We start from the raw sequence: 20064 nt of genomic DNA on the forward strand, positions 1-20064 counted from the left end.
TAGCAGTGGCAAACAAGTTGTTGAAACAGGCCTTTGCCATAGCAAAATCAGGAAGGCCTTACGATGAAAACTTTGTTTCGAGATTGGTTTAAAAAAGCTTGTTTTTTAACTCAGTTCTTTGTTAGGTATAGTTGTTTTATTCAGAGCAATATACATATCCTACTTGTCCTCCTAAATACCCTTGCTCGTTCGTTGACAAACCAAGAAAATATTCAGCACTTAATCTTTCAGAAACTTTGTCAATGGTACATTCACACAATTTTTCACTATTCGGTCTTTTTGATAGAGCATAATTACAAATGTCTAAAAATTGCTTTTTTTCACTTTCAGTCCAAGGAATATCGTTCTGACTCTTTATATAAATATCCCATAATTTAAAAGCATCTGGTCGCCCTTTGCTTTCAGCTTTTAGTTTACTCGCAACAGTTGAGTATTCCAAGAATGAAGGACATAGTTCGTGAAGCTTTCTTGAAATATTTTCTTCTTTTTCAGAATCGTAATTCACGAGTTTAATTTGAACGGTTTTTATATAAATCATTCGGTTACTTTGATAACTATTGTTTTTAGAATATTGTTTTGAGAACTCCTCACATAATTCCAAAGCAATTTCCTTATCAGTTCTTGTGTCTTTTTGTTGCGCACAACCCAAGCTTGTTATTAAAAGAAAAAATATTAATGTGTGTTTCATATCAATTATACCTAACGGCTCTGTATAAAGTTTGTTGCGTGATTTCAAGCTAAAAGTAAGCAAATTATTACTGATTAGAAAGTTCGCTAGAACTTTCGCAAGTAAGCAATTAGCTAGCAATAAAATTTATACCTTGTTAGGCATAGTTACTATTCTGCTATTATTTCAGGGTCAATTTTTCGACCTCTTTTGTTTTCGGCTTGATATTCTCTCCTTTGCTTTGTTATTTCATAAAGTACAATTCCAGTACTTGTTGCTAGATTCATACTTTCAATAATTCCAGCCATTTGAATTTGGACACAGGCTTGACAATTTTCAACCGCTAACTCACTAATTCCGCGAGCCTCATTTCCAAACCAAACTGCTAATCTTTTTTGAGTATAATTTCCATTCTGTAAATAAAGATTTGTTTTTCCTTTTGTGTGCGGTGAAGTTGCTATTGAAGTAAAACGCTTTTTTTCTAAATGTTCAATACATTCTTCTGTACTGGAAAAGGTTTTCACAAAACTCCATTTTATTGCTGAAACTGATGGTTTTAAAAGTGATTTTCTCTCACGCATTTCCTCCCAACTTTCTGGCAACCTTTTCTTTCCGTCAATGATATAAAGTTTTTCAACTCCGAGTGCGTTTATATTCCTTACAACAGTTGCGATATTTTTAATATCAGTTGGTTCTTCGAGAACAGCGATAAGATTTTTACATCTTAAATCCTTGATTTCATCAGCCTTTTTTCTTAAACTGGACTTAGTATTTTCGTTCTGTTTATTCAATTGACGAATGTTGGTTTTAATTATGCCTAACGGTCTCGTATAACCGTCAGTTACGGGTTAATATGCGTTAATTTTTGGTTTAGCACTGACATTAGCAATTCCGAGTGGATTCGGACGCAGTCGAATCCGCCGTAATTGCGGTTATACATTGTTACCTGCTGGCTTTTATATTTTTTCATTTCCAAATTCGTTATTAAAATCCCTAACTCTTTTTTCTGGATATTCGTATTCTGCATTCATAAGCAAGTCTCTCCAATCAGTTCGAGTCAGTTCAATCATTTTTTCCAGATGATTTATGTCTTTGTTTCCAGAAAATATTAATGCTCGGACAATTCTGTGACTTCTAAATTCTTTATTGGATTTAATTAACTCTTGAATTTTCCTTTTCGCTTCTCCAGAGTTCTTTCCGTAATTAGATTCAAGTTTTTTTATGATGTCAGCAGGATATAAATTCAGATTAAGTGTTTTTCGGTCAGAATCCAGTTCCAATTTTAAATCAGGATTTATAATTTCAATTATTTTTCCATAACCTATAATTCGACTTCCCTCGCAAAACTTAAATTCCAAATTTTCATAAAGTCGTTTTGAAAAGTATTCAGTCCCTAAAATTGCGATTTCAGCCTTTACCTTTTCTCCAGGTTCAACAATTTCTTTTCCGATATAAGTTTGATTTCCAGAAGTCAAATATTCAGGATAATTGTCGAATTCAATATGCGGTCTGTAATTCGAATGCGCAGGTGTTTTTCTGCCACCTTGTTCTGATGTCAGAAATTCTAATTCAGCTATGAAGTCAAGTTGTTTCACGTAATTTTTTCAGCTTGCAGGTAACGGTCTAGGCTATGAGTAGTTGCGTGGTTTAGCATTAAATTTAGCAAGTACACACCAAACTGAAAATCTGCGAGGATTTTCAGAAGTAGGCGAGAACAAGCAATTACTTATAGCCATTGTTGTAAGCAGTATTTTTTTAGAAGTTAATTTCATCTCTTTTGCAATACCAATTCGGGTCACAACCTGTCGTCACACATCCACCAGTTTTATATTCTTTTTCTTTTTTCTCTTCTCTTTTTTTTGTTATTTCCGCAATAAGTCCGTAAGAAATTGGAATAACTTGGTCATCTTTTTTACAAACTGGGCAAGTTTTGTTTTCTTTTGATTGGTCATATTTACAAGACAATGAGTAAGGAATTTCTATTTCGACCGTTTCGTCAGGCTTCAAAAATCCGATTATGGTCAATTGTCGCATATATGAGTGAGGTTCAGTCCTAATTCGGATTGAGTCAGACTCAAGATTATGAAATGAAAAATTCAGATTTTTGTCAACAATTGTAGTTTTTTCAATTCCGTTTATCTCAAGGATAACTTTAGTGTTTTCAGCAATCAATACCGCTTCTTCTGGAATTTCCGCAATTATTTTTCCGTTAATTACTCCGTTTTGAGCAATACAGGATAAAAATCCGATTAAAATTAATATTGTAGAAAAGGTTTTTCTCATATTGCTTACAACGGTCTCGTATAACCGTCAGTTACGGGTTTATATGCGTTAATTTTCGGTTTAGCACTGACGCTTGCAATTCCGAGTGGATTCGGACGTAGTCGAATCCGCCGTAATTGCGGTTATACATTGTTGTGTGTTCGTACTTTTTCATTCCAATGTCATTTTCAATACTAATTTCATTGGTTGATTCTTTCCGTCACTGTTTCGTTCCCAATAATAAAAATCGTATCGTTCACTTTTATTTTTTTGTCCAAATTCAATTAAATCCAAAAGTCCGAAAGATAACTTGTCCCAATATTCGTCAGATTCCGTTATTCTTAATTTCCGTTTTTTTTCATCACGAACGAACAAAATGTATTTGCAATTTGGACATCGAGTATCTTTTCCATAGCGGATTGAAATTGTGTCAGATTCTTTGATTTCAGATTTGTTTATCTTGATATTTAAGTCATTAGAAACAGAATTAAATTTCGCGATTACTTTATCGTTCTTATAAACGTGCCAATAGTCCAAAGTATCCAATTCAGTACTAAATCCTTTGAAGGACAAAGTCAGAAGTAATATGATAATTATTTTTCTCAGCATTGTTTTCGGGTATGACGCACAACGGTCTAGTGTATGATTTCGTTGCGTTTTTAAGCACTAAAGTTAACAAATAAATCACGAATAGAAAGTCCGCGAGGACTTTCGTAAGTAGGCTTTAACTAGCAATGAATTATACACATTGTTGTAAAACGTTTTTATTTTTCTCGTTTAAAAATTATCGAGTTTTCTGAATCAAATTCAATTGGACGTTTTTCTTCAAAATTTATAGCAAATTCCATTGTATCATTATCAATAAATTTAGCAATACAAAGTAATTTTTTTTGTTTTCCACTTTCTAACATAGTCACTATTAAGTCAACTTTTATAGGATTTGTTTTACTATCTATTTCATAGGTCATATTGCCTTTTTTCCCTTTTTGAACAAATTCTTTTCCGCCCATAATTTGTCCCTGAACTTCGAAGTATGCATAACCTTCAGAATCAAAATTCAGATAACCAATTTCTTTTTCATCTTCTCCAGTCCATCTTCCAATGAATTTTGTTTTATCATTTTCAATGTTATTAAATTCTAATTTAGTCCATAATCGAGATTTAACAACCTTCTTTTTATATTTTGCTGGTCGGACTTTTATTTGTTCCGTTGCTTGCTTTATTATTTTATCAATTTCATTTGATTGTGGATATGATTTAACTTTTATGTCAATTATTTCCGCTTTTTCAGTTACAGTCAGATAAACATAAACATTACCTTTAAATTCCGTTTCAGAATTCAGTTTTTCGCTTATTAGTCCATTTAGAATTTTTTCTGCACAAGCAGTTTGTTCTTTTTCAGAAATTCCGCTTTCACAATCATTTTCAAATGGCAATTGCGTCAGAATTGCATAATGATAAATTCCATCTTTTTTCTGTTTGAAAGGTTTTAATTTATATCCTTTTTCAGTCGAATCGTCTGCGTCTAAAAAATGTCCTTTCGGAATTTGTCCAATCGCAAGCATTGGAATCAGAAGTAAAATTGTCAGAAAGTTTAATTTGTATTTCTTCATTTTGTTGATTCGGTAAATGTTTTACAACGGGCTCGGCTATGAGTAGTTGCGTGGGTTAGCACTTAATTTTACAAGTACACACCAAGTTGGAAATTCCTGTGGAATTTCCAAAGTAGGCGATAACAAGCAATTACTTATAGCCATTGTTAGGCATTGTTTTTATTTTTTCTATTCCAATTTCGACTATCACTTTTTTGTAGTCAATAAGATTGGAATCATTATCTAATATTTCTTGCTCTTCATCAGTCAGTTCATCATAAGGTTTACTGTCAGATTTTCGGATTTCAATTTCTCTATCTGCAATAAAATCATCGTTGTCGTTCCATCCTTTAATTTCTCCAATATCTTGAATTCTTTTGAGTTCTTTATAAGGAAGTTTATCAGGGTTTTTGAAATCAAAAAAAACTACATCGTATGGGCAAGCCCAATAACATCCTTCAACTGCTAAAACTTGACTGTCTTTTGAGGGCATTGCATTTACCCAACAGAAACCGTGTCCGTCAAATCCTGACTCAGGAAAATAATTTTGGGTTATTCCCTTAGTCAGATTTACAACTGTTTGACCTTGATAATCTTCTCCGCACAGAAGGTATTCATTTCCGTTTGCGTGCTGAATCCAAGAATACCAAAAGTGAGAATAGTTTCGTTTCACATCTGCAATGACCTTATCATTTTTACTATTCTTTATAATTCCTCGTGAATATTCCCAAGTATTTTCCCCTGTTTTGTATGATGAGATTATCAGATAAAAATTCCCAGATGGTGAATAAATCTTTTCAGATTCATCAGTTCTATTTTTCGGTTTGAAAAAACCTAAAATTTCATCTCTCCATTCTTTGTATTTACTGTTCATCTCAAATAATGCCTAACGTTTATGTATATGATTAGTGGCGTGTTTAAGCATTTAATTTAGCAAATAAAAACCGAATAGAAAATCCGCTAGGATTTTCGTAAGTAAGCTAAAACTAGCCATTAATTATATACTGTGTTGTGTGTAGTTTTTTTATTCCGCTTATTGTTTTTCAAGGTTTTTCTTGATTCCGAGTTTTATTAAATTCAGAATTCCCAATGCTGGTAAATACATAAAAATTCCGATTATTAAATATGTATAAGTTGTTCCTGCAACAAAACTGTCAAATTTAAAGTCCGCTGAATTCCATAACCAAGTCAGAAGTATTAAAATTAGTCCGATTACTCCTTGAATTATTAAGGCTTTATTAATTGTTTTTATCAGTCCGATAAAGTTGAAGGATTTCCAAAGTCCGTTTTTTCGAGCATTCCAAATTATTGGAAGTCCGAAAAATATTATGACTAATATTGTTACAATTTCTATATCAGGAACAATCATTTTTTAATCTACTGCAATTATTAAATTCGGTTTTTCTCCTTGCTCTATTTTTCTATAATTGACAAAAGCTCCACACTCTAAAATAGCATTTAATAATTCACGTTTATTTTCTTTTAGAAACTTACCATTCTCAATTTGCAACAATGTTGGCTTTTCAGTCAATTCATCAACACAGTCAATCCAAGCATCCATATTTTCTCCGTAATAATCTGGAAAATTCAGTTCGGATTTAAATTCAGAGTGAAAAGAATTCCAATCAGTTAGTTTTTTACCATCGATTTTCAATGTTGTCATTTCGTTTTTCTCAAATTACACACAACACGTAAATATCTCTGTATTTTTACGTATCGTAAAAATAACATTAATTGTTAAAAAACCTACGTGTTTGTTAGGAAAATTTACTTTCTATAGTCATGCATTTTGTATATCAAATTTAGTATTTTTACCAAAATGATATACAAAATACCCGTATGGATTTAAAGCGCTATACCTTTACACCAACAGTACATCGCCAAAAAAAAGTAATTTTAATTGGTTTCCCATATCATAATGATTTAAAACATGCTTTGCTAAAAAGATTTCCTTCTGCAAAGTGGAGTGCAACAAAAAAATCCTGGTACCTGCCAGATTTGCCTTCAGTAAGGGAGGCGCTAAGTTTAAAAGCACAAAATACGGTTTTAGATAAGGCGGCCAATATCCACCCTGTTAATCGGCAGGCTTATTTAGACTTAAACCAACAGCTTGCACTTAAACAGTATAGCCCTAATACCAAACGTGTCTATCTTTCAGAATTTTTGCATTTGCTCAATTTACTTGATGATTTTCCTGTTGCAGACCTATCGCCCAAACGTTTAAAAGATTATTTTCTCTATTGTATTAAAGGGGAAAAAATGAGCGAACGAAAACTTAACGGAAAAATTAATGCCATAAAATTTTACTTCGAGCAGGTACTGCATCGGCCAAAAATGTTTTTTGACATCCCCCGACCCAAAAAACCACTAACCCTGCCCAAAATGTTAAGCAAATCTGAAGTGAAACGATTATTTGACGTTACTACAAATCTTAAACATAAAATTGCGTTAAAGTTATCTTATGGCATGGGGCTTAGGGTATCAGAGGTTGTAGGCCTAAAAATCACTGATATTGATAGTAAGCGCATGGTGGTGCATATAAAGGGTGCTAAAGGTAAAAAAGACCGCTATGTACCGTTACCTGAAAGTGTGCTTCCCGATCTAAGGGAATACTATGTGGCTTACAGGCCAAAACTATTTCTTTTAGAGGGGCAATATGGCGGCGCGTATGCCAAATCAAGTTTGCAACAAGTATTTAAAAATGCAATGGTAAAGGCAGGGGTAAAAAAAGATATAGGCATACATGGGTTAAGACATTCTTACGCCACCCATTTATTGGAATCTGGAGCCGACATGCGATTTATTCAAGAGCTTTTAGGACATAATTCTATAAAAACTACCCAAGTGTACACAAAAGTTACACCCAGAAGCATTTCAAAAATCAAAAGCCCCCTGGATAATTTATAGATGGTTTAAAGTTTATTTTGGGCGTTCCCCCGACCGTAAGCGTCGGGGTCGCGCTTTTCATTGCAAGTTTTGCCTCGATGCGCGCCTCGGCAAAAGCTATCCATTACAATCGCTAACGCACGTGCCTGCCAAGTATAGGATAGCACTATGGTCTGGTGCTATCCGTAAATAAATGCTATTGAAAACCTTTTGAGGATGGCTCCATTACGAAACAGCTGTCTTATAAACCTCCAAACATCGCTCCCGGGCAAATTTATGCTCCACGATAGGTTGCGGATAGGTCAGCTCCTGAAAATCGGGTACCCAGGTGTTGATGTACTCCAAATTTTTGTCAAACTTTTGTATTTGGGTAGTGGGATTAAAAATCCTAAAATAGGGTGCAGCATCCACACCAGATCCTGCTACCCATTGCCAATTGCCAATGTTGCTGGCCATTTCGTAGTCGTGGAGTTTTTCGGCAAAATAGGCTTCGCCCCAGCGCCAATCTATCAACAAGTGTTTACACAAAAAACTACCTGTCAACATACGCACCCGGTTGTGCATAAAGCCCGTGGCGTTCAATTGACGCATACCGGCATCTACCAAGGGGTAACCCGTTTTGCCCTCGCACCAAGCCTTAAACTCAGTTTCGTTATTGCGCCATTGGATACGGTCGTATTTTGGTTTAAAACTTTCATTTACCGTATGCGGAAAATGCCAGAGGATTTGCATAAAAAATTCACGCCAAATCAGTTCCTGCCAAAAGATTTCGTTTTGTTCAGCAATAGCTTTTTTCACCATTTTTCTAACGCTTACTGTACCGAAGCGTAAATGTGGCCCCAGCCGGGAGGTGGCATCTTTGGCAGGGAAATTCCTCGTAGCTTCGTAATTTTGAATCAATGTTGGGGTAATGGTGTATGGTGCAATCCTTTGACTAGAGGTTTTAAATCCAATGGCTTCCAAACTCACATTTGGTAAATCTTTATGTTTTATCAGGTTGTTAAAATACGGAGTGGTATCGTAGGCCTTTACGTCAATCGACTTGAATTTGGCTTTCCAGGATTTCATATAGGGCGTGTACACTACATAGGGGGTGCCATCACTTTTGACTACCTCGTTCTTTTCAAAAATTACTTGGTCTTTAAACGTATGAAAGGCAACTTGCTGTTCTTCTAAAAATTGGTTTATTTCCTCATCCCGCGTTTTGGCATAAGGCTCGTAATCGTGGTTGGTATAAACGGCATGAATGTCATAGTCTTCAACTAAATTTTTATAAATGTCTAACGGCCTGCCATAATATATTGCAACACTACTATTGTAATCTTCTTGAAGTGTGTTGCGCATAGTTTGAAGCGTCCCATAAATAAAGCTGACACGCGCATCATCTTCTGGCAGTTTCTCTAGAATTTCAGAGTCAAAAATAAAAATAGGGAGTACGGGGTAATCGCCTTTTAAGGCTTCAAAAAAGCCTTGGTTATCGTCCAATCTTAAATCGCGTCGGAACCAGAAGATGTTTATGGGTTGTTTCATGTATATCAAATCCTTTTTGTCACGCTGAACTTGTTTCAGCGTCTCTCAGCTTATGCTTTACTTCCATTTTGAAAAGTTTCAAAATCAATAATAAAAGGCACTTCGTCCCGATAGTTATCGGGAGCGCTCAGTGTGACACAATTTTTTAATATTCACCAAAAAGTTCCTCTAACTTTTTAGTTCTGTAATTAAAGATTTCTTCCAATTTCGGTTTCACTAAAATAGGGTGCACCAACTGCCCAAGCCACCCAAAAGGCACTTTATAATCGATAATATCCTCCATTTCCACTCCGCCGTCAATAGCCTTGATAAAATGCTTGTGGTGCCAAAGGGCATAAGGGCCAAAGCGCTGTTCGTCCACAAAATATTGCCTGTCGATAACATGGGTAATTTCAGTAACCCATTTGGTTTTAATACCCAGAACTGGGGTAACAATATACTGAATAATCTGTCCGGCAAACATAGGCCGGTCTGCTCCCGACAAAATATTGAACCCCATATAATCGGGCGTAATGGTTTTTAGGTTTTTAGGATCGGACAGAAAATTCCAAGCATCTTCAACGGAGATGGGTAAGTTTTGTTTTTTATGTAGGGTGTATATTTTCATGGTTTAGTTGTTGAATAAGATATAGCCGTTCAGCGAGGTTGCTATGCACAACCAAATGAAATAGGGGAGGACAAGTGCAGTTTTCCACTTCATTTTATGCATAAATGAAAAAGCAAAAATACCTACCACGGCCGTCAACATAAGGATTACGGTCAATCCCAAACCAACAAAATGCTGATTAAAGAATATGTAGTTCCAAATTACATTTAGTACAAATTGAAGACTGAACAACACAAGAATTGAGGCATTCGAGATCAATTTATACAGGTATGCCATATAAATAGAGAAACAAATCATTATAGTAGTCCATGCGGCACCGAAGACCCAGCCTGGAGGTGTCCAAGGGGCTTTATTCAAATTGAGGTACCAATCGGTTTGAGGGCCATTGTCCATTAGCCAGCTACCAATGGCCAAGGCCCCGAAGTTTATCAGTAAAAATAATATGATGTATTTAAGCAACTTCATGTTTTAAAGCGCTCAACTGTTTTGCAATCAATTGCGCTTCAGCGTACTTATTATCACTGGCCGTCCTATTAATACTTGACAACTCGTGCCATTCTTGCATTAGTTTTTTAAACTTGGCTTCTAATCTTTCTTTTTTTGATTTTCTTTTGAAGAAACTAAACATAGCGATTTATTTTAGGTGTTTAACAATTTTTGAACTAAGGGGATTGGTGGTGGAGAGGAAGTAATCTACAAATTCCCCCTCCGGTCCAATCAAATATTTTTGAAAATTCCATTTTACAGATGAATCCTTTACGCCATTATTTACTTTTTGGGTAAGCCAGGTGTAAAGCGGGTGCTGGTGCCTGCCTTTAACATCCACTTTTTCAGTCATAAGGAAACTTACACCGTAATTGAACTCACAGAACATTTCAATGTCTTCGTGGCTTCCCGGTTCCTGCCCTCCAAATTGATTGCAGGGTACGCCGATAACTTGCAATTTTTCATTATAGGTGTCGTAAAGTTTTTGCAATTCTTTGTACTGTGGCGTAAAACCACATTTTGAGGCCACATTGACAAAAAGAAGGTGTTTGCCTTTAAATTCCGAAAGGTCAATTGGGGTTCCGTTTAGTGCATTTATCTGAATGTCATAAATAGAAGTCACATCCAATTTTTGAGTGTCGGCTTTTGTGCCTAAAGTAGCTACAAATGTTTTTATCAAATCCATACCTTAAATTTTAAAGCTTACGATGCCGCAATCCATTTCAAAAATTTGGCCCGAGACAGATGAAGCGTTATCCGATAATAAAAACTCGGCCATGTCGGCCACTTCTTCTGGAGTTAGAAACTTTTTTAGGGGATGGCGTTCAGTGATATTTTCTATCATTTTATCATTGCGTAGCAACTTTGAAGCCAAGTCGGTGTCCGTTACCGTTGGGGCGATGGCATTTATGCGCATGCTTGGTGCCAGTTCTGCACCCAAGGATTTTACCAAACCTTCAATGCCAGATTTAGCCGTGGCAATACTAGCATGATAGGGCATGCCCAATTTTGCCGCTACAGTGCTAAATAGAACTATTGAGGGCGAACGTCCATCCTTTAGAATCGGAAGATATTTTTGAATCACCTTTACGGCACCAAGCACATTGATTTCAAAATCATTTTTAAAATCATCGATGCTCAGCCTAGATATGGGTTTAAGGTTGATGCTTCCAGGACAGTACACCAGCCCGTCTGCAGTTTCTAATTCCGGTAAGTCATCTTGAAGTACATCGCATTTGTGGTGGGTTAAATTGTCATGCGATAGTTCTGGAACACTTCTACTTAGGTTAATAACCTTGCAGTAGTCTAATAGCTTTGTTACTAAAGCTTTTCCAATGCCCTTACTTCCACCAACTACTATTATTGTTTTCATGGGTTTCAGGGCATTTTTTTGTTTATGGCCTGCCCTTCAGCCGTTTTTCTATTTTTTGTTTGATGACCGTCAAACGTTTCATCAAATCCATAAGCTCGGGGTCTTTCTCCTTCTTATAGATATCGTTTATACTTAAAATTAAATTTTTTACTTCCCTTGAAGACTCGATGCGCTCACTTGTAGTTTTGAACGTGTGTTTACGCTGTTCGAATTCCAAAGCCTTGTGAATAATCTCCATAATTTATACCTAACTTTTAATAATGTGAAGTGCCTAGTTTTTAGGCGATTCGCAAGATAATAAATTATGTAAGATTACCTATTTTTAAGTCAAAATATTAGATAAACTTTAATATTTCAAGCTGTTTTGACTACTTTTTTGATAGTTATATTGTTAGGGGTGCACCTTTTAATCGCTTTTCAACCTTTCTTTTTATGGCCGTTAAACGTTTCATGATATCCATGATTTTTTGATCCTTTTTGACCTTGTAGATTTGGTTTAAATCCAAGATTAGGGCTTTTGCCTCTCTTGAAATTTTTACCCTATCGCTTGTAGACAGCGATCTCATTTTCCTTTGCTCAAACTCTAAAGCTTTGTTTATTAATTCCAATTCCATAGTATTAACTGTTTAAATAATTCTGTAATTCCGTGATTTTCTCTGAAGTATTAAATTGTCCGCCGTAATACGCGGTTACCGTCGATGAGGTATCATCTTTTATACCTCTTGAAGACACACAAAGGTGTTTTGCGTCAATAATGACGGCAACATCTTCTGTGTCCAGAATTGATTTTAATTCGTTAGCTATTTGGTTTGTTAATCGTTCTTGAACCTGTGGGCGCTTTGCATAATATTGAACAATTCGGTTCAATTTTGACAGCCCGATGACTTTTCCGGAAGAGATGTATGCCACATGTGCTTTTCCGATGATGGGTACAAAATGATGCTCGCAGTTGGAGTAAAAGGTAATGTTCTTCTCCACCAACATCTGATTGTACTGATATTTGTTATCGAACAATGCTACTTTTGGCTTATTGTCGGGATTTAGACCCGAAAAAATTTCATCGATGTACATTTTGGCCACACGCTCCGGGGTGCCTTTAAGCGAGTCGTCCGTTAAGTCGAGCCCCATCACGTCCATTATCTCTTCGAATAGGATAGCAATTCGGGCTTTCTTTTCCGTATCACTTAGCTTAAAAGCATCTTTTCGCATTGGGGTTTCTAACCCTGTATAAAGGTGGTCGTCCCCAATATCCTCAATGCTAAATCCGTTTAGTTTGTGTCCGTTTGTTTTCGATTTTAATTTTTCTAATTGCATGTCTTCTTTTTTATGTGCTGTGCTATAATCGCCAAAGCACGTTAGCGTTTTGAAATTTTATTATTTGATATTTGCGTCTGTCTGCTACATTTAAAGCGTCCTTTTTCAAAAATTCTCAGTTTTTCATGTTTTGTTGACCGCCCTTGAACCCGTTTTCGCCACATTTTGAAACTGCTGGGTTTCATTTCTCGTCGCATTAATTCTATAACGTCCTGTTCTTTCAATCCAAATTGGATCTGAATAGCTTCAAAAGTGGTGCGATCTTCCCAGGCCATTTCAACTATTCTATCTACATCTTCCAAATCTAATTTCACACACTCTGAAAGTTATATTTTTGGTCGTATTTGATTTTCTCATCTAACATCTTATCAAAGAAAGGCTTGTTTTCCCTAAACGTCTTAGTGTTTTTAAAGTGTATAAATTTACCTTGTGCATGGATACTGGCGCCGTTGGTTTTATATATAACCAATTGGTAATAGGGAATAGCCCAAGTAAAGTTTTGAAGCCCTTTATTGATGAAAACAAGGATACCATTTCTGCGTAATTCAATGTTTGCATAATTGATATCAGATACCGTATTCATCAACTGCTGTAAACTAGGACTTACTTCGCCAATAATCATGCGTTTTGAACCAATACCTTTCAATCTTAAGGATTCAAAAAGTGTAAACGAACTACCCACCAAATCACTTAAAATTTGCTTGTGATCCTTGTTAAAATATGTTGTGTTTAAAACCATTTTCCAAATCTTACATACCAAAGATACAAAATGTTTAACATTTAAGTAAATAAGTTAAACAAAAAATTACATAGGACTATTGATAAAACTTATTAAGGGTATATATATGATAATGAGATTATTAAGAATTTTATAAACGATTACGAAGTGTATGCTTTCTCAGAATTCTTTGGCTTTCCGCCAAAACGGCCTTGTCTTTACGCAATTTCCAAAGGGCATCGCCTGCCTTTTTTCGTGAAGTCTCTAAATCCACAATTGGTTTTGGGTAGTCTTTCCCAAGTTTGAAATTGTAGAATTGTTGCTCCATTTCAGTCATCAAATAGGGCTGGTGTGCAAAAGGCGTATCTAAATGACGGAGCTCTGGAACCCATTTTTTTATGAATGATGCTTCATGGTCATGCTCTAAACTATTTTTAATGGGATTGTAAATACGCAACATATTGACTCCCGTTTCGCCAGCTTGCATTTGTAGTTGTGGAAAGTGAATGCCTGGTTCAAAATCCAAAAACATTTGGGAGAGATGCGTTGTGGCTTCCTGCCAAGGTTGCCAAAGATTGTGTGTGAAGAATGATACGAGCATGGCGCGCATCCTAAAGTTGAGGTATCCAGTTTCATTAAGGCATCGCATGCAGGCATCTACCAATGGATATCCTGTCTGTCCGGTTTTCCATGCTATTTGATATTGTTTTGAAACACTTTTTTTGAGTTTATGAAAGCCCCGGTTTACACTAGCTTCTTCCATAGTATGCTCCATTTCAAACTTTTGGATAAAATGGGTTTGCCAGCGTAATCGCGACATAAAAGCTTCTAATGCTTTTTTATGTTTGGAAGTTTTCTTAAAGTGATACGCTTGATGATATACTTCCCGAACTGATAGATTTCCCCAGGCCAGATATGGTGAAATCCTGCTACAGCTCGTTCTGGCCAATTCCGGTTTTGAAATATGGAGCATATAATTGGGATAGCGTTCTTCCAAAAATGATTTTAAGTAATGTAACCCAGTGCTACGCCCTCCTTTTTGAAAAGGCGAAGTTTTGGGCGTTTCCAAATCAGGCAGATTGAAGTTTTTTTCCAATGTTTCGATGTCATCAATCGAAACAAACTGATTGGGGTTGGGTGAAAAGGGCAGTGGTTCCTTGGCGTAAAATGCATCTACTATTTCGTTCCATCCATCCCTGTTTTTTAAACCACGCTGTACGCCGTTATTAATATTTTCTTCCCATGTGATGAAATTATTTTTACAGAAGCGTTTAAAATTTTTATCACGTTCATAAGTGACTAAAATCCCAGTTTCTTGATGGGAAAACACTTTTGTAATTTGAAAGTGCGTCAACAATTGATTAAACGAGGGAATGATATCCGATTGCACGGCCAGCACCTTAGTGTTGTACGCCTTCAATTCAATATTTAAATCGGCAATGGATTCCTTAATAAAATTCCAGTGGCGTTCGCTATAATGCGGGTCCTGCAATAGTAGGGGTTCAAAACTGTAGAGGAGGAGAATACGCATGCCACTTTTTAGAGCATTATAAATGGCTTCATTATCGTGAAGGCGTAAATCGCGCTTTAGCCAAACCACATGTATTTGGGGTTTAGTATTCATTTGGGTGTGCTATAATGTGTTGTGCTTTTTGCTTTAATTGTTCCAAATCCGAAGTTTTCATTTTATCCAAAAGGCTATACATCATTTTCATTCTAAAATTAATCCCCAATTGCTCACGCTTTTGATCCAGAAAATTCCAGTATAAGCTGTTGAACGGGCAGGCATCGTCTTCGATTTTTTTATTTTTATTGTAATGGCAATGGTCACAATAATTACTCATTTTATGAATGTATGAGCCCGAGGACACATAGGGTTTAGTTGCAATTTTTCCGCCATCGGCATATTGGCTCATACCTCTGGTATTGGTAAGCTGCACCCATTCTATGGCATCCACATAAATACCCAAATACCAAGCATCCACTTCATCCGGGTTGGTTTGGGTTAGCAATGCATAATTTCCCGTAATCATCAAACGTTGAATGTGATGTGCATACCCGTTGTCCAAAGAATTGGTGATGGCATGTTTCAGGCAGTTCATTTTAGTATTGCCTGTCCAAAAAAAGTCGGGAAGTGTATTGTGGTTTTGAAGTTCGTTTAGCGTTTTATACTTTGGCATAAAAGCCCAATACATCCCGCGCATGTATTCACGCCACCCGATAATTTGACGAACAAACCCTTCCACCTGGGAAATGTGAATGTGCGAACCATGGTTTCTATAGTAATTCAACACGGTTTGAACAACGTCCTTTGGTGAAATAAGTTTCAAATTCATTGAAAAAGAAAGCCTAGAATGAAACAAGTAAACTTCATACGTATGCATCGCATCCTGGTAATCGCCAAAATGGATCAACAAATGCTCGCAGAAATATTTTAGTTGATCCAAAGCTTGTATGCGTGTAATGGGGTAGGGAAAGGTTTGGGTTTCAAATTTGCCGATTGTTTTAATGCCAGCCTTTTCTATATCGGATACAACTTCATCTACATTGTTTTTAAACCATTTATAAGCGGGGATTTCAACATCGCCTTTCCATTTATTGCGGTTGCTTTTGTCGTAGTTCCATTTGCCGCCTTCGGGTTGACCGGCCACCATCAAAATATCATGCTTTTTCCGCATATCCCGATAGAAATTTTCCATCAGATATTGCTTTTTACCTTTGAAAAAGTGCTTTAAATCATGACGCTCAGTATAAAAGTGTTCGGCAGAAACAGCTTTTGAGGTAATGGATAAATTTTGGCAAAATTTACGCAGTTGTTCATCTAGTCGATATTCATCGGAAAAGATATATTCAAAATGTTCAATGCTGTGTGCTTCAATCAGTTTTGAAAGGTTGTCAACTAGAATTTGAGTGTTGTCAGTATCATTTATATTGAAATAAATCACCTGATGTTTTTTCGATTTTAAGTCCTCTGCGAACTGTCGCATAGATGCGAAGAACCCAATTACTTTTTGAATGTGGTGGGTAACATAATCCGTTTCCTGGCGCATTTCGAACATGCAGTACTGCACTTCGTCATCTACAGTTTTAAACCAAGAATGCTTTATGTTAAGCTGATCGCCTAATATGAGTCGAAGGGTTTTCATCTAAAAAAGTGTCGGTTGCAACCATATATTCCTGAAAGTTCCTTTGGGGTCGTAACGTTCTGCCTGCATTTCTACATTAAACTTTCTGTTCCGCGGGTCGTTCCCAATACCAGCCACATACATCCAATTGCCATAATTGCTGTGTACGTCATAATCAATCAAAAGCGATTCAAAATAAGATGCCCCGATCCTCCAATCCAAAAGCAGGTCTTTCGCAAAAAAGGATGCTACATTCTGCCGCCCCCTGTTGCTCATCCAGCCTGTCTTTTGGAGTTCGATCATATTGGCGTTTACAAATGCCGAATGGGTTTTGCCGTTTATCCATTTTTGAACCATGGTTGCGTCAGATTTCCATTCGTAATCTTTATTCAGAATACCCCAAATTTTAAAAATAGTGTTGCCATGTTTCAGCGAAATATATTTGAAATAATCTCTCCAAATCAATTCAAAAACCAACCAATAGGTAGATTGGTTCTTAAAATGCTCCTTTTCAAAAGCTTTTACATTCCAATATATAGTCCTTGCTGAAATACTGCCGTTGGCAAGCCATGGCGAAAACTTCGAACTAAAATCAGTACCTACCAATCCATTTCGGGTATTTTTATAAGCCCCAAGTTTTTTAGTTTTGAAAAAATAATCTTCCAGCCGTTCTAAAGCTGACGTTTCTCCCCCTTTAAACGGAAACGCCGAATTTGGGTGCGTTTCAAAATCCTCAAAACCCAAATCCTCTAAGGATGGGATATGTGTGGTGTTGCTAATTTCTGGATGAGTAGAGGCCGACGCGCTTTCAAAAGATGGTTTCACCTTGGATAGTTTTTCAACCTGTTTTCTAAAGTTGGTAAATATTGATGGAATACTTGAATTTGCAAAAGGAATATCATCCGGATGATACAAAAATTGGTCGTAGTATTCGCAATAATTTACCACTTGTTTGACGGATGCTTTTACATTATTGAACACGGTTTGTTCCTCGCTAGTCCATTCCTTTTGAAGAAAGATTGTGGATATATTGTAGGTTTTCACAAGTGCCGATATCACATCTTCAGGTTTGTTTTGAAAAACAAACAGTTCGACATTTAGGGCTTTTAAGTTTTTCCTTAAATCAGTAATACTTTCTATTAAAAATTTTGCCCTGAATTTTTCTGTTTTTTTGAATCCGACTACTGAAGTTTCATAATGTCGCGGATCAAAACAGTACAATGCAATAACTTTTTTATGGTATTCAAGTGCTTGATTTAAAATGAAATTGTCCTGAACCCTCAGGTCATTCCTAAACCAAACTAAGCCAATGCTGTTTTGTTGCTTCTGCATTTTTTACTGCAATAAACGACACTGTCCCAATTCTTTTCCCATTTTTTTCTCCACGCAAATGGGCGCTTACACGTTGGACACGTTTTCTGGGGTAAATACTGCTTTTTGTGACTCAACTTCAACTAGTTTATTAATCATTCCTGAAAAGATAAAACCGTGGAATGGCAATACGGCATACCAATACAATCTGCCCCAAAGTCCTTTTGGCCTAAATGTAGCCGTCTGTTTTAGTTTATGATCTTCTATTTTGAACTCTAACCAAGCTTCACCTGGCAAGCGCATTTCGGCATAAAGCAATAATTTTTTCTTGTTTTTGTCTGCATAAATTACCCGCCAAAAATCCAATGCGTCACCGGCATCTAACTCGGTGGGGCTTGTACGTCCGCGTCTTAAACCGATACCCCCAAAAAGTTTATCGATATATCCTCGCACACGCCAAAGAATGGTACCATAGTACCACCCGTTGGTGCCGCCGATACTCCAGATTTTTTCTATGGTCTGATCTGCATCAATGACCCAGCGTTCTTTATAGTCGCGGAAGCATCCAAATTTTGGAACGTTAACGTATTTATGGAGGCGATTGCCCAATCTGCCACTACTCACCATAGAATCCTTCCAACTAGAAACAATACTATTCTGTTCAATTTTTTCAAAAGCTAATGCTACGGCTTCCTTGTAAGTAATGGGGTTAACACCTAAAATGGAATTGATGTCGCTTGGTTTTCCAATGATTTGTACGCCCATACTGTCCACCAAAGTTGTGGCCAATTTATAGGATGTTGAAGTCACAAAATACAGCCAATAGGAAGATAACTTTGGAGTCATTACGGGTACCGTAAGAATGTACCTTTTTAATTGGCGTACTTCTGCAAACTGCAGTAGCATGTCTTTGTAAGTGATGACCTCTGGGCCAAAAACATCGTAGGTTTTGTTGTAAACTTTCTCGTTTCCTGCGGATTTATACAAAAAGGCCAATACATCCCTAACCGCCAAAGGTTGCGTTTTGGTATGCAACCATTTTGGCGCAACCATTATGGGGAGTTTTTCTACTAAATCCCTTATGATTTCAAACGAAGAACTCCCCGAACCAACAATAATGCCAGCCCTAAAAACGGTTAGTGCATATCGGTCAGAAGCCAAACAAGTTTCCACATTTTTTCTTGAACTAAGATGCTTTGATAGTTCATCTTCATTTGTGATACCGCTTAAATAAATGACTTGTTTTGCCTCTGTAGTTTCAATATAATTCTTAAAATTTCTGGCACAACGTTCTTCCAGAGTTTCAAAATCCTTTGAGGAATTGGACATGGAATGAATCAAATAATATGCAACATCAATTTTTTTCGGAATGTTGTCCAGTGTTTCCGGATTTAAAAAATCGGCTTCGATAACGTAAACGTTGTCGTCCTCAAAATAACTTTTGTCTGCACGCAATCTATCGCGCACCACGCAAATTACCTTGTGCCCCTCATTTACTAAAAAGGGGACAAGACGTTTGCCAATATAGCCTGTGGCTCCTGTTACTAAAATGGTCATAATTCCTGTGCTGTTAGTTTAGGTCGTTGATATCCAAAACGCGTTTTACTACTTGGAACAGCATAGCCGTCCAGTCCATTTATTGTTGCAATCTGAGCTTTCGAAAGGTTAATGAAACCATCCGATTCAATCAGGTTATCATTGAGGTAAAGGCCGTTAATTTTCCCAATGACCAAAATGGTTTGATTTGCTTTAATAAAATATTCCTCCACATATTCCATCTCCAGTTGAATAGGCGCATTTTTTACAAAAGGTGCCGGGAAATCTGATTTATACTCTGCTTCCAGATTGGTCATTTCAAACTCCGAAATGTCAGCATCATATTTAGCTGAAGTGTGATGCGCGTCTGAAATAATATCTTGATAAATAGGGTTAATGGTGTAAACGCCTGTAGCCTTAATGTTTTCGTAAGTATTGCGTAAAACAGTTGTCGGTCTTAGAAAGAATCCTAACATTGCTGGGTTAGAGCCAATGTGCGTTACAGAACTAAATACCGCTACATTTTCCGCGCCATTTTTAGAGATTGAACCAATAAGGTTGGCCGATTTGTACCCAGAGCAACTATTAATCAGATTGATTTTATAAATGTGATTGAGTTGCTGTATGTCCGTTGCACTAAAAAATTTCACGCCGATTA

General features: G+C 36.6%; 27 protein-coding genes. 1 reads left to right on the forward strand and 26 read right to left on the reverse strand.

Annotated features, from left to right (window positions below):
- Window positions 1-136 precede the first annotated feature (136 nt).
- The 9 genes from H7U19_RS08940 to H7U19_RS08980 all read right to left on the reverse strand — a co-directional run bounded on the left by H7U19_RS08940 (window position 137) and on the right by H7U19_RS08980 (window position 6184).
- Window positions 137-688, reverse strand: a complete 552-nt coding sequence (locus H7U19_RS08940) for a hypothetical protein (RefSeq protein ID WP_186561561.1) — start codon at window positions 686-688, stop codon at window positions 137-139.
- Between the two features lie 149 nt (window positions 689-837).
- Complete coding sequence (locus tag H7U19_RS08945) at window positions 838-1458, reverse strand: TrmH family RNA methyltransferase (protein ID WP_186561563.1); 621 nt, start codon at window positions 1456-1458, stop codon at window positions 838-840.
- Window positions 1459-1623: 165 nt separating this feature from the next.
- A complete protein-coding gene (locus H7U19_RS08950) occupies window positions 1624-2262 on the reverse strand; it encodes an elongation factor Tu (protein WP_186561565.1) in 639 nt (212 codons plus the stop codon).
- 160 nt (window positions 2263-2422) lie between these two features.
- On the reverse strand, window positions 2423-2950 hold the full coding sequence (locus H7U19_RS08955) for a hypothetical protein (RefSeq protein ID WP_186561567.1): 528 nt from the start codon (window positions 2948-2950) through the stop codon (window positions 2423-2425).
- 150 nt (window positions 2951-3100) lie between these two features.
- Complete coding sequence (locus H7U19_RS08960) at window positions 3101-3538, reverse strand: hypothetical protein (protein WP_186561569.1); 438 nt, start codon at window positions 3536-3538, stop codon at window positions 3101-3103.
- A gap of 155 nt (window positions 3539-3693) precedes the next feature.
- Window positions 3694-4542, reverse strand: coding sequence for a hypothetical protein (locus tag H7U19_RS16800; protein WP_222597410.1), 849 nt, complete (start codon window positions 4540-4542; stop codon window positions 3694-3696).
- Between the two features lie 130 nt (window positions 4543-4672).
- The gene (locus H7U19_RS08970; protein ID WP_186561571.1) at window positions 4673-5395 is read right to left on the reverse strand and encodes a hypothetical protein; all 723 of its coding nucleotides are present in this window, start codon (window positions 5393-5395) and stop codon (window positions 4673-4675) included.
- A gap of 159 nt (window positions 5396-5554) precedes the next feature.
- Complete coding sequence (locus H7U19_RS08975; protein WP_186561573.1) at window positions 5555-5890, reverse strand: hypothetical protein; 336 nt, start codon at window positions 5888-5890, stop codon at window positions 5555-5557.
- A gap of 3 nt (window positions 5891-5893) precedes the next feature.
- Window positions 5894-6184: a barstar family protein gene (locus H7U19_RS08980; protein ID WP_186561575.1), complete on the reverse strand. Its 291-nt coding sequence runs from the start codon at window positions 6182-6184 to the stop codon at window positions 5894-5896.
- 176 nt (window positions 6185-6360) lie between these two features.
- Here H7U19_RS08980 and H7U19_RS08985 point away from each other — a divergent pair, with 176 nt between their 5' ends.
- The gene (locus tag H7U19_RS08985; protein WP_186561577.1) at window positions 6361-7428 is read left to right on the forward strand and encodes a tyrosine-type recombinase/integrase; all 1068 of its coding nucleotides are present in this window, start codon (window positions 6361-6363) and stop codon (window positions 7426-7428) included.
- 204 nt (window positions 7429-7632) lie between these two features.
- On the opposite strand, the gene H7U19_RS08990 is transcribed toward H7U19_RS08985, so the two are convergent.
- From H7U19_RS08990 to H7U19_RS09070, 17 genes are all read right to left on the reverse strand, one after another.
- A complete protein-coding gene (locus H7U19_RS08990) occupies window positions 7633-8937 on the reverse strand; it encodes a cryptochrome/photolyase family protein (RefSeq protein ID WP_186561579.1) in 1305 nt (434 codons plus the stop codon).
- Between the two features lie 145 nt (window positions 8938-9082).
- A complete protein-coding gene (locus tag H7U19_RS08995) occupies window positions 9083-9544 on the reverse strand; it encodes an SRPBCC family protein (RefSeq protein WP_186561581.1) in 462 nt (153 codons plus the stop codon).
- A gap of 3 nt (window positions 9545-9547) precedes the next feature.
- Window positions 9548-10009 carry a TspO/MBR family protein gene (locus H7U19_RS09000; RefSeq protein ID WP_186561583.1) on the reverse strand — a complete coding sequence of 154 codons (462 nt, stop codon included), beginning with the start codon at window positions 10007-10009 and terminating at the stop codon, window positions 9548-9550.
- Entirely contained in the window at window positions 9996-10172 is a 177-nt protein-coding gene (locus H7U19_RS09005) for a Lacal_2735 family protein (protein WP_186561585.1), read from the reverse strand. The genes H7U19_RS09000 and H7U19_RS09005 overlap by 14 nt, the downstream gene beginning before the upstream one ends.
- A 6-nt stretch (window positions 10173-10178) precedes the next feature.
- On the reverse strand, window positions 10179-10715 hold the full coding sequence (locus H7U19_RS09010) for a glutathione peroxidase (RefSeq protein WP_186561587.1): 537 nt from the start codon (window positions 10713-10715) through the stop codon (window positions 10179-10181).
- A 3-nt stretch (window positions 10716-10718) separates the two neighbouring features.
- Window positions 10719-11402 carry an SDR family NAD(P)-dependent oxidoreductase gene (locus tag H7U19_RS09015; RefSeq protein WP_186561589.1) on the reverse strand — a complete coding sequence of 228 codons (684 nt, stop codon included), beginning with the start codon at window positions 11400-11402 and terminating at the stop codon, window positions 10719-10721.
- Between the two features lie 22 nt (window positions 11403-11424).
- Window positions 11425-11640 carry a hypothetical protein gene (locus H7U19_RS09020; protein ID WP_186561591.1) on the reverse strand — a complete coding sequence of 72 codons (216 nt, stop codon included), beginning with the start codon at window positions 11638-11640 and terminating at the stop codon, window positions 11425-11427.
- 145 nt (window positions 11641-11785) lie between these two features.
- On the reverse strand, window positions 11786-12010 hold the full coding sequence (locus tag H7U19_RS09025) for a hypothetical protein (protein ID WP_186562587.1): 225 nt from the start codon (window positions 12008-12010) through the stop codon (window positions 11786-11788).
- A 10-nt stretch (window positions 12011-12020) separates the two neighbouring features.
- Entirely contained in the window at window positions 12021-12716 is a 696-nt protein-coding gene (folE, locus tag H7U19_RS09030; protein WP_186561593.1) for a GTP cyclohydrolase I FolE, read from the reverse strand.
- Window positions 12717-12757: 41 nt separating this feature from the next.
- Entirely contained in the window at window positions 12758-13030 is a 273-nt protein-coding gene (locus H7U19_RS09035) for a TIGR03643 family protein (RefSeq protein WP_186561595.1), read from the reverse strand.
- A complete protein-coding gene (locus H7U19_RS09040; RefSeq protein ID WP_186561597.1) occupies window positions 13027-13455 on the reverse strand; it encodes a hypothetical protein in 429 nt (142 codons plus the stop codon). Before H7U19_RS09040 ends, H7U19_RS09035 begins: the two co-directional genes overlap by 4 nt.
- Window positions 13456-13585: 130 nt before the next feature.
- Window positions 13586-15058 carry a cryptochrome/deoxyribodipyrimidine photo-lyase family protein gene (locus H7U19_RS09045; protein ID WP_186561599.1) on the reverse strand — a complete coding sequence of 491 codons (1473 nt, stop codon included), beginning with the start codon at window positions 15056-15058 and terminating at the stop codon, window positions 13586-13588.
- The gene (locus H7U19_RS09050; protein WP_186561601.1) at window positions 15048-16580 is read right to left on the reverse strand and encodes a cryptochrome/photolyase family protein; all 1533 of its coding nucleotides are present in this window, start codon (window positions 16578-16580) and stop codon (window positions 15048-15050) included. The genes H7U19_RS09045 and H7U19_RS09050 overlap by 11 nt, the downstream gene beginning before the upstream one ends.
- On the reverse strand, window positions 16581-17891 hold the full coding sequence (locus H7U19_RS09055) for a DASH family cryptochrome (protein ID WP_186561603.1): 1311 nt from the start codon (window positions 17889-17891) through the stop codon (window positions 16581-16583).
- Window positions 17861-18007: a DUF2256 domain-containing protein gene (locus H7U19_RS09060; RefSeq protein ID WP_186561605.1), complete on the reverse strand. Its 147-nt coding sequence runs from the start codon at window positions 18005-18007 to the stop codon at window positions 17861-17863. Before H7U19_RS09060 ends, H7U19_RS09055 begins: the two co-directional genes overlap by 31 nt.
- Window positions 17958-19427: an SDR family oxidoreductase gene (locus H7U19_RS09065; RefSeq protein ID WP_186561607.1), complete on the reverse strand. Its 1470-nt coding sequence runs from the start codon at window positions 19425-19427 to the stop codon at window positions 17958-17960. The genes H7U19_RS09060 and H7U19_RS09065 overlap by 50 nt, the downstream gene beginning before the upstream one ends.
- Complete coding sequence (locus H7U19_RS09070) at window positions 19424-20056, reverse strand: flavin reductase (RefSeq protein ID WP_186561609.1); 633 nt, start codon at window positions 20054-20056, stop codon at window positions 19424-19426. The genes H7U19_RS09065 and H7U19_RS09070 overlap by 4 nt, the downstream gene beginning before the upstream one ends.
- Window positions 20057-20064 lie beyond the last annotated feature (8 nt).

The organism is Hyunsoonleella aquatilis, from assembly GCF_014270105.1.
Taxonomy (GTDB): domain Bacteria; phylum Bacteroidota; class Bacteroidia; order Flavobacteriales; family Flavobacteriaceae; genus Jejuia; species Jejuia aquatilis.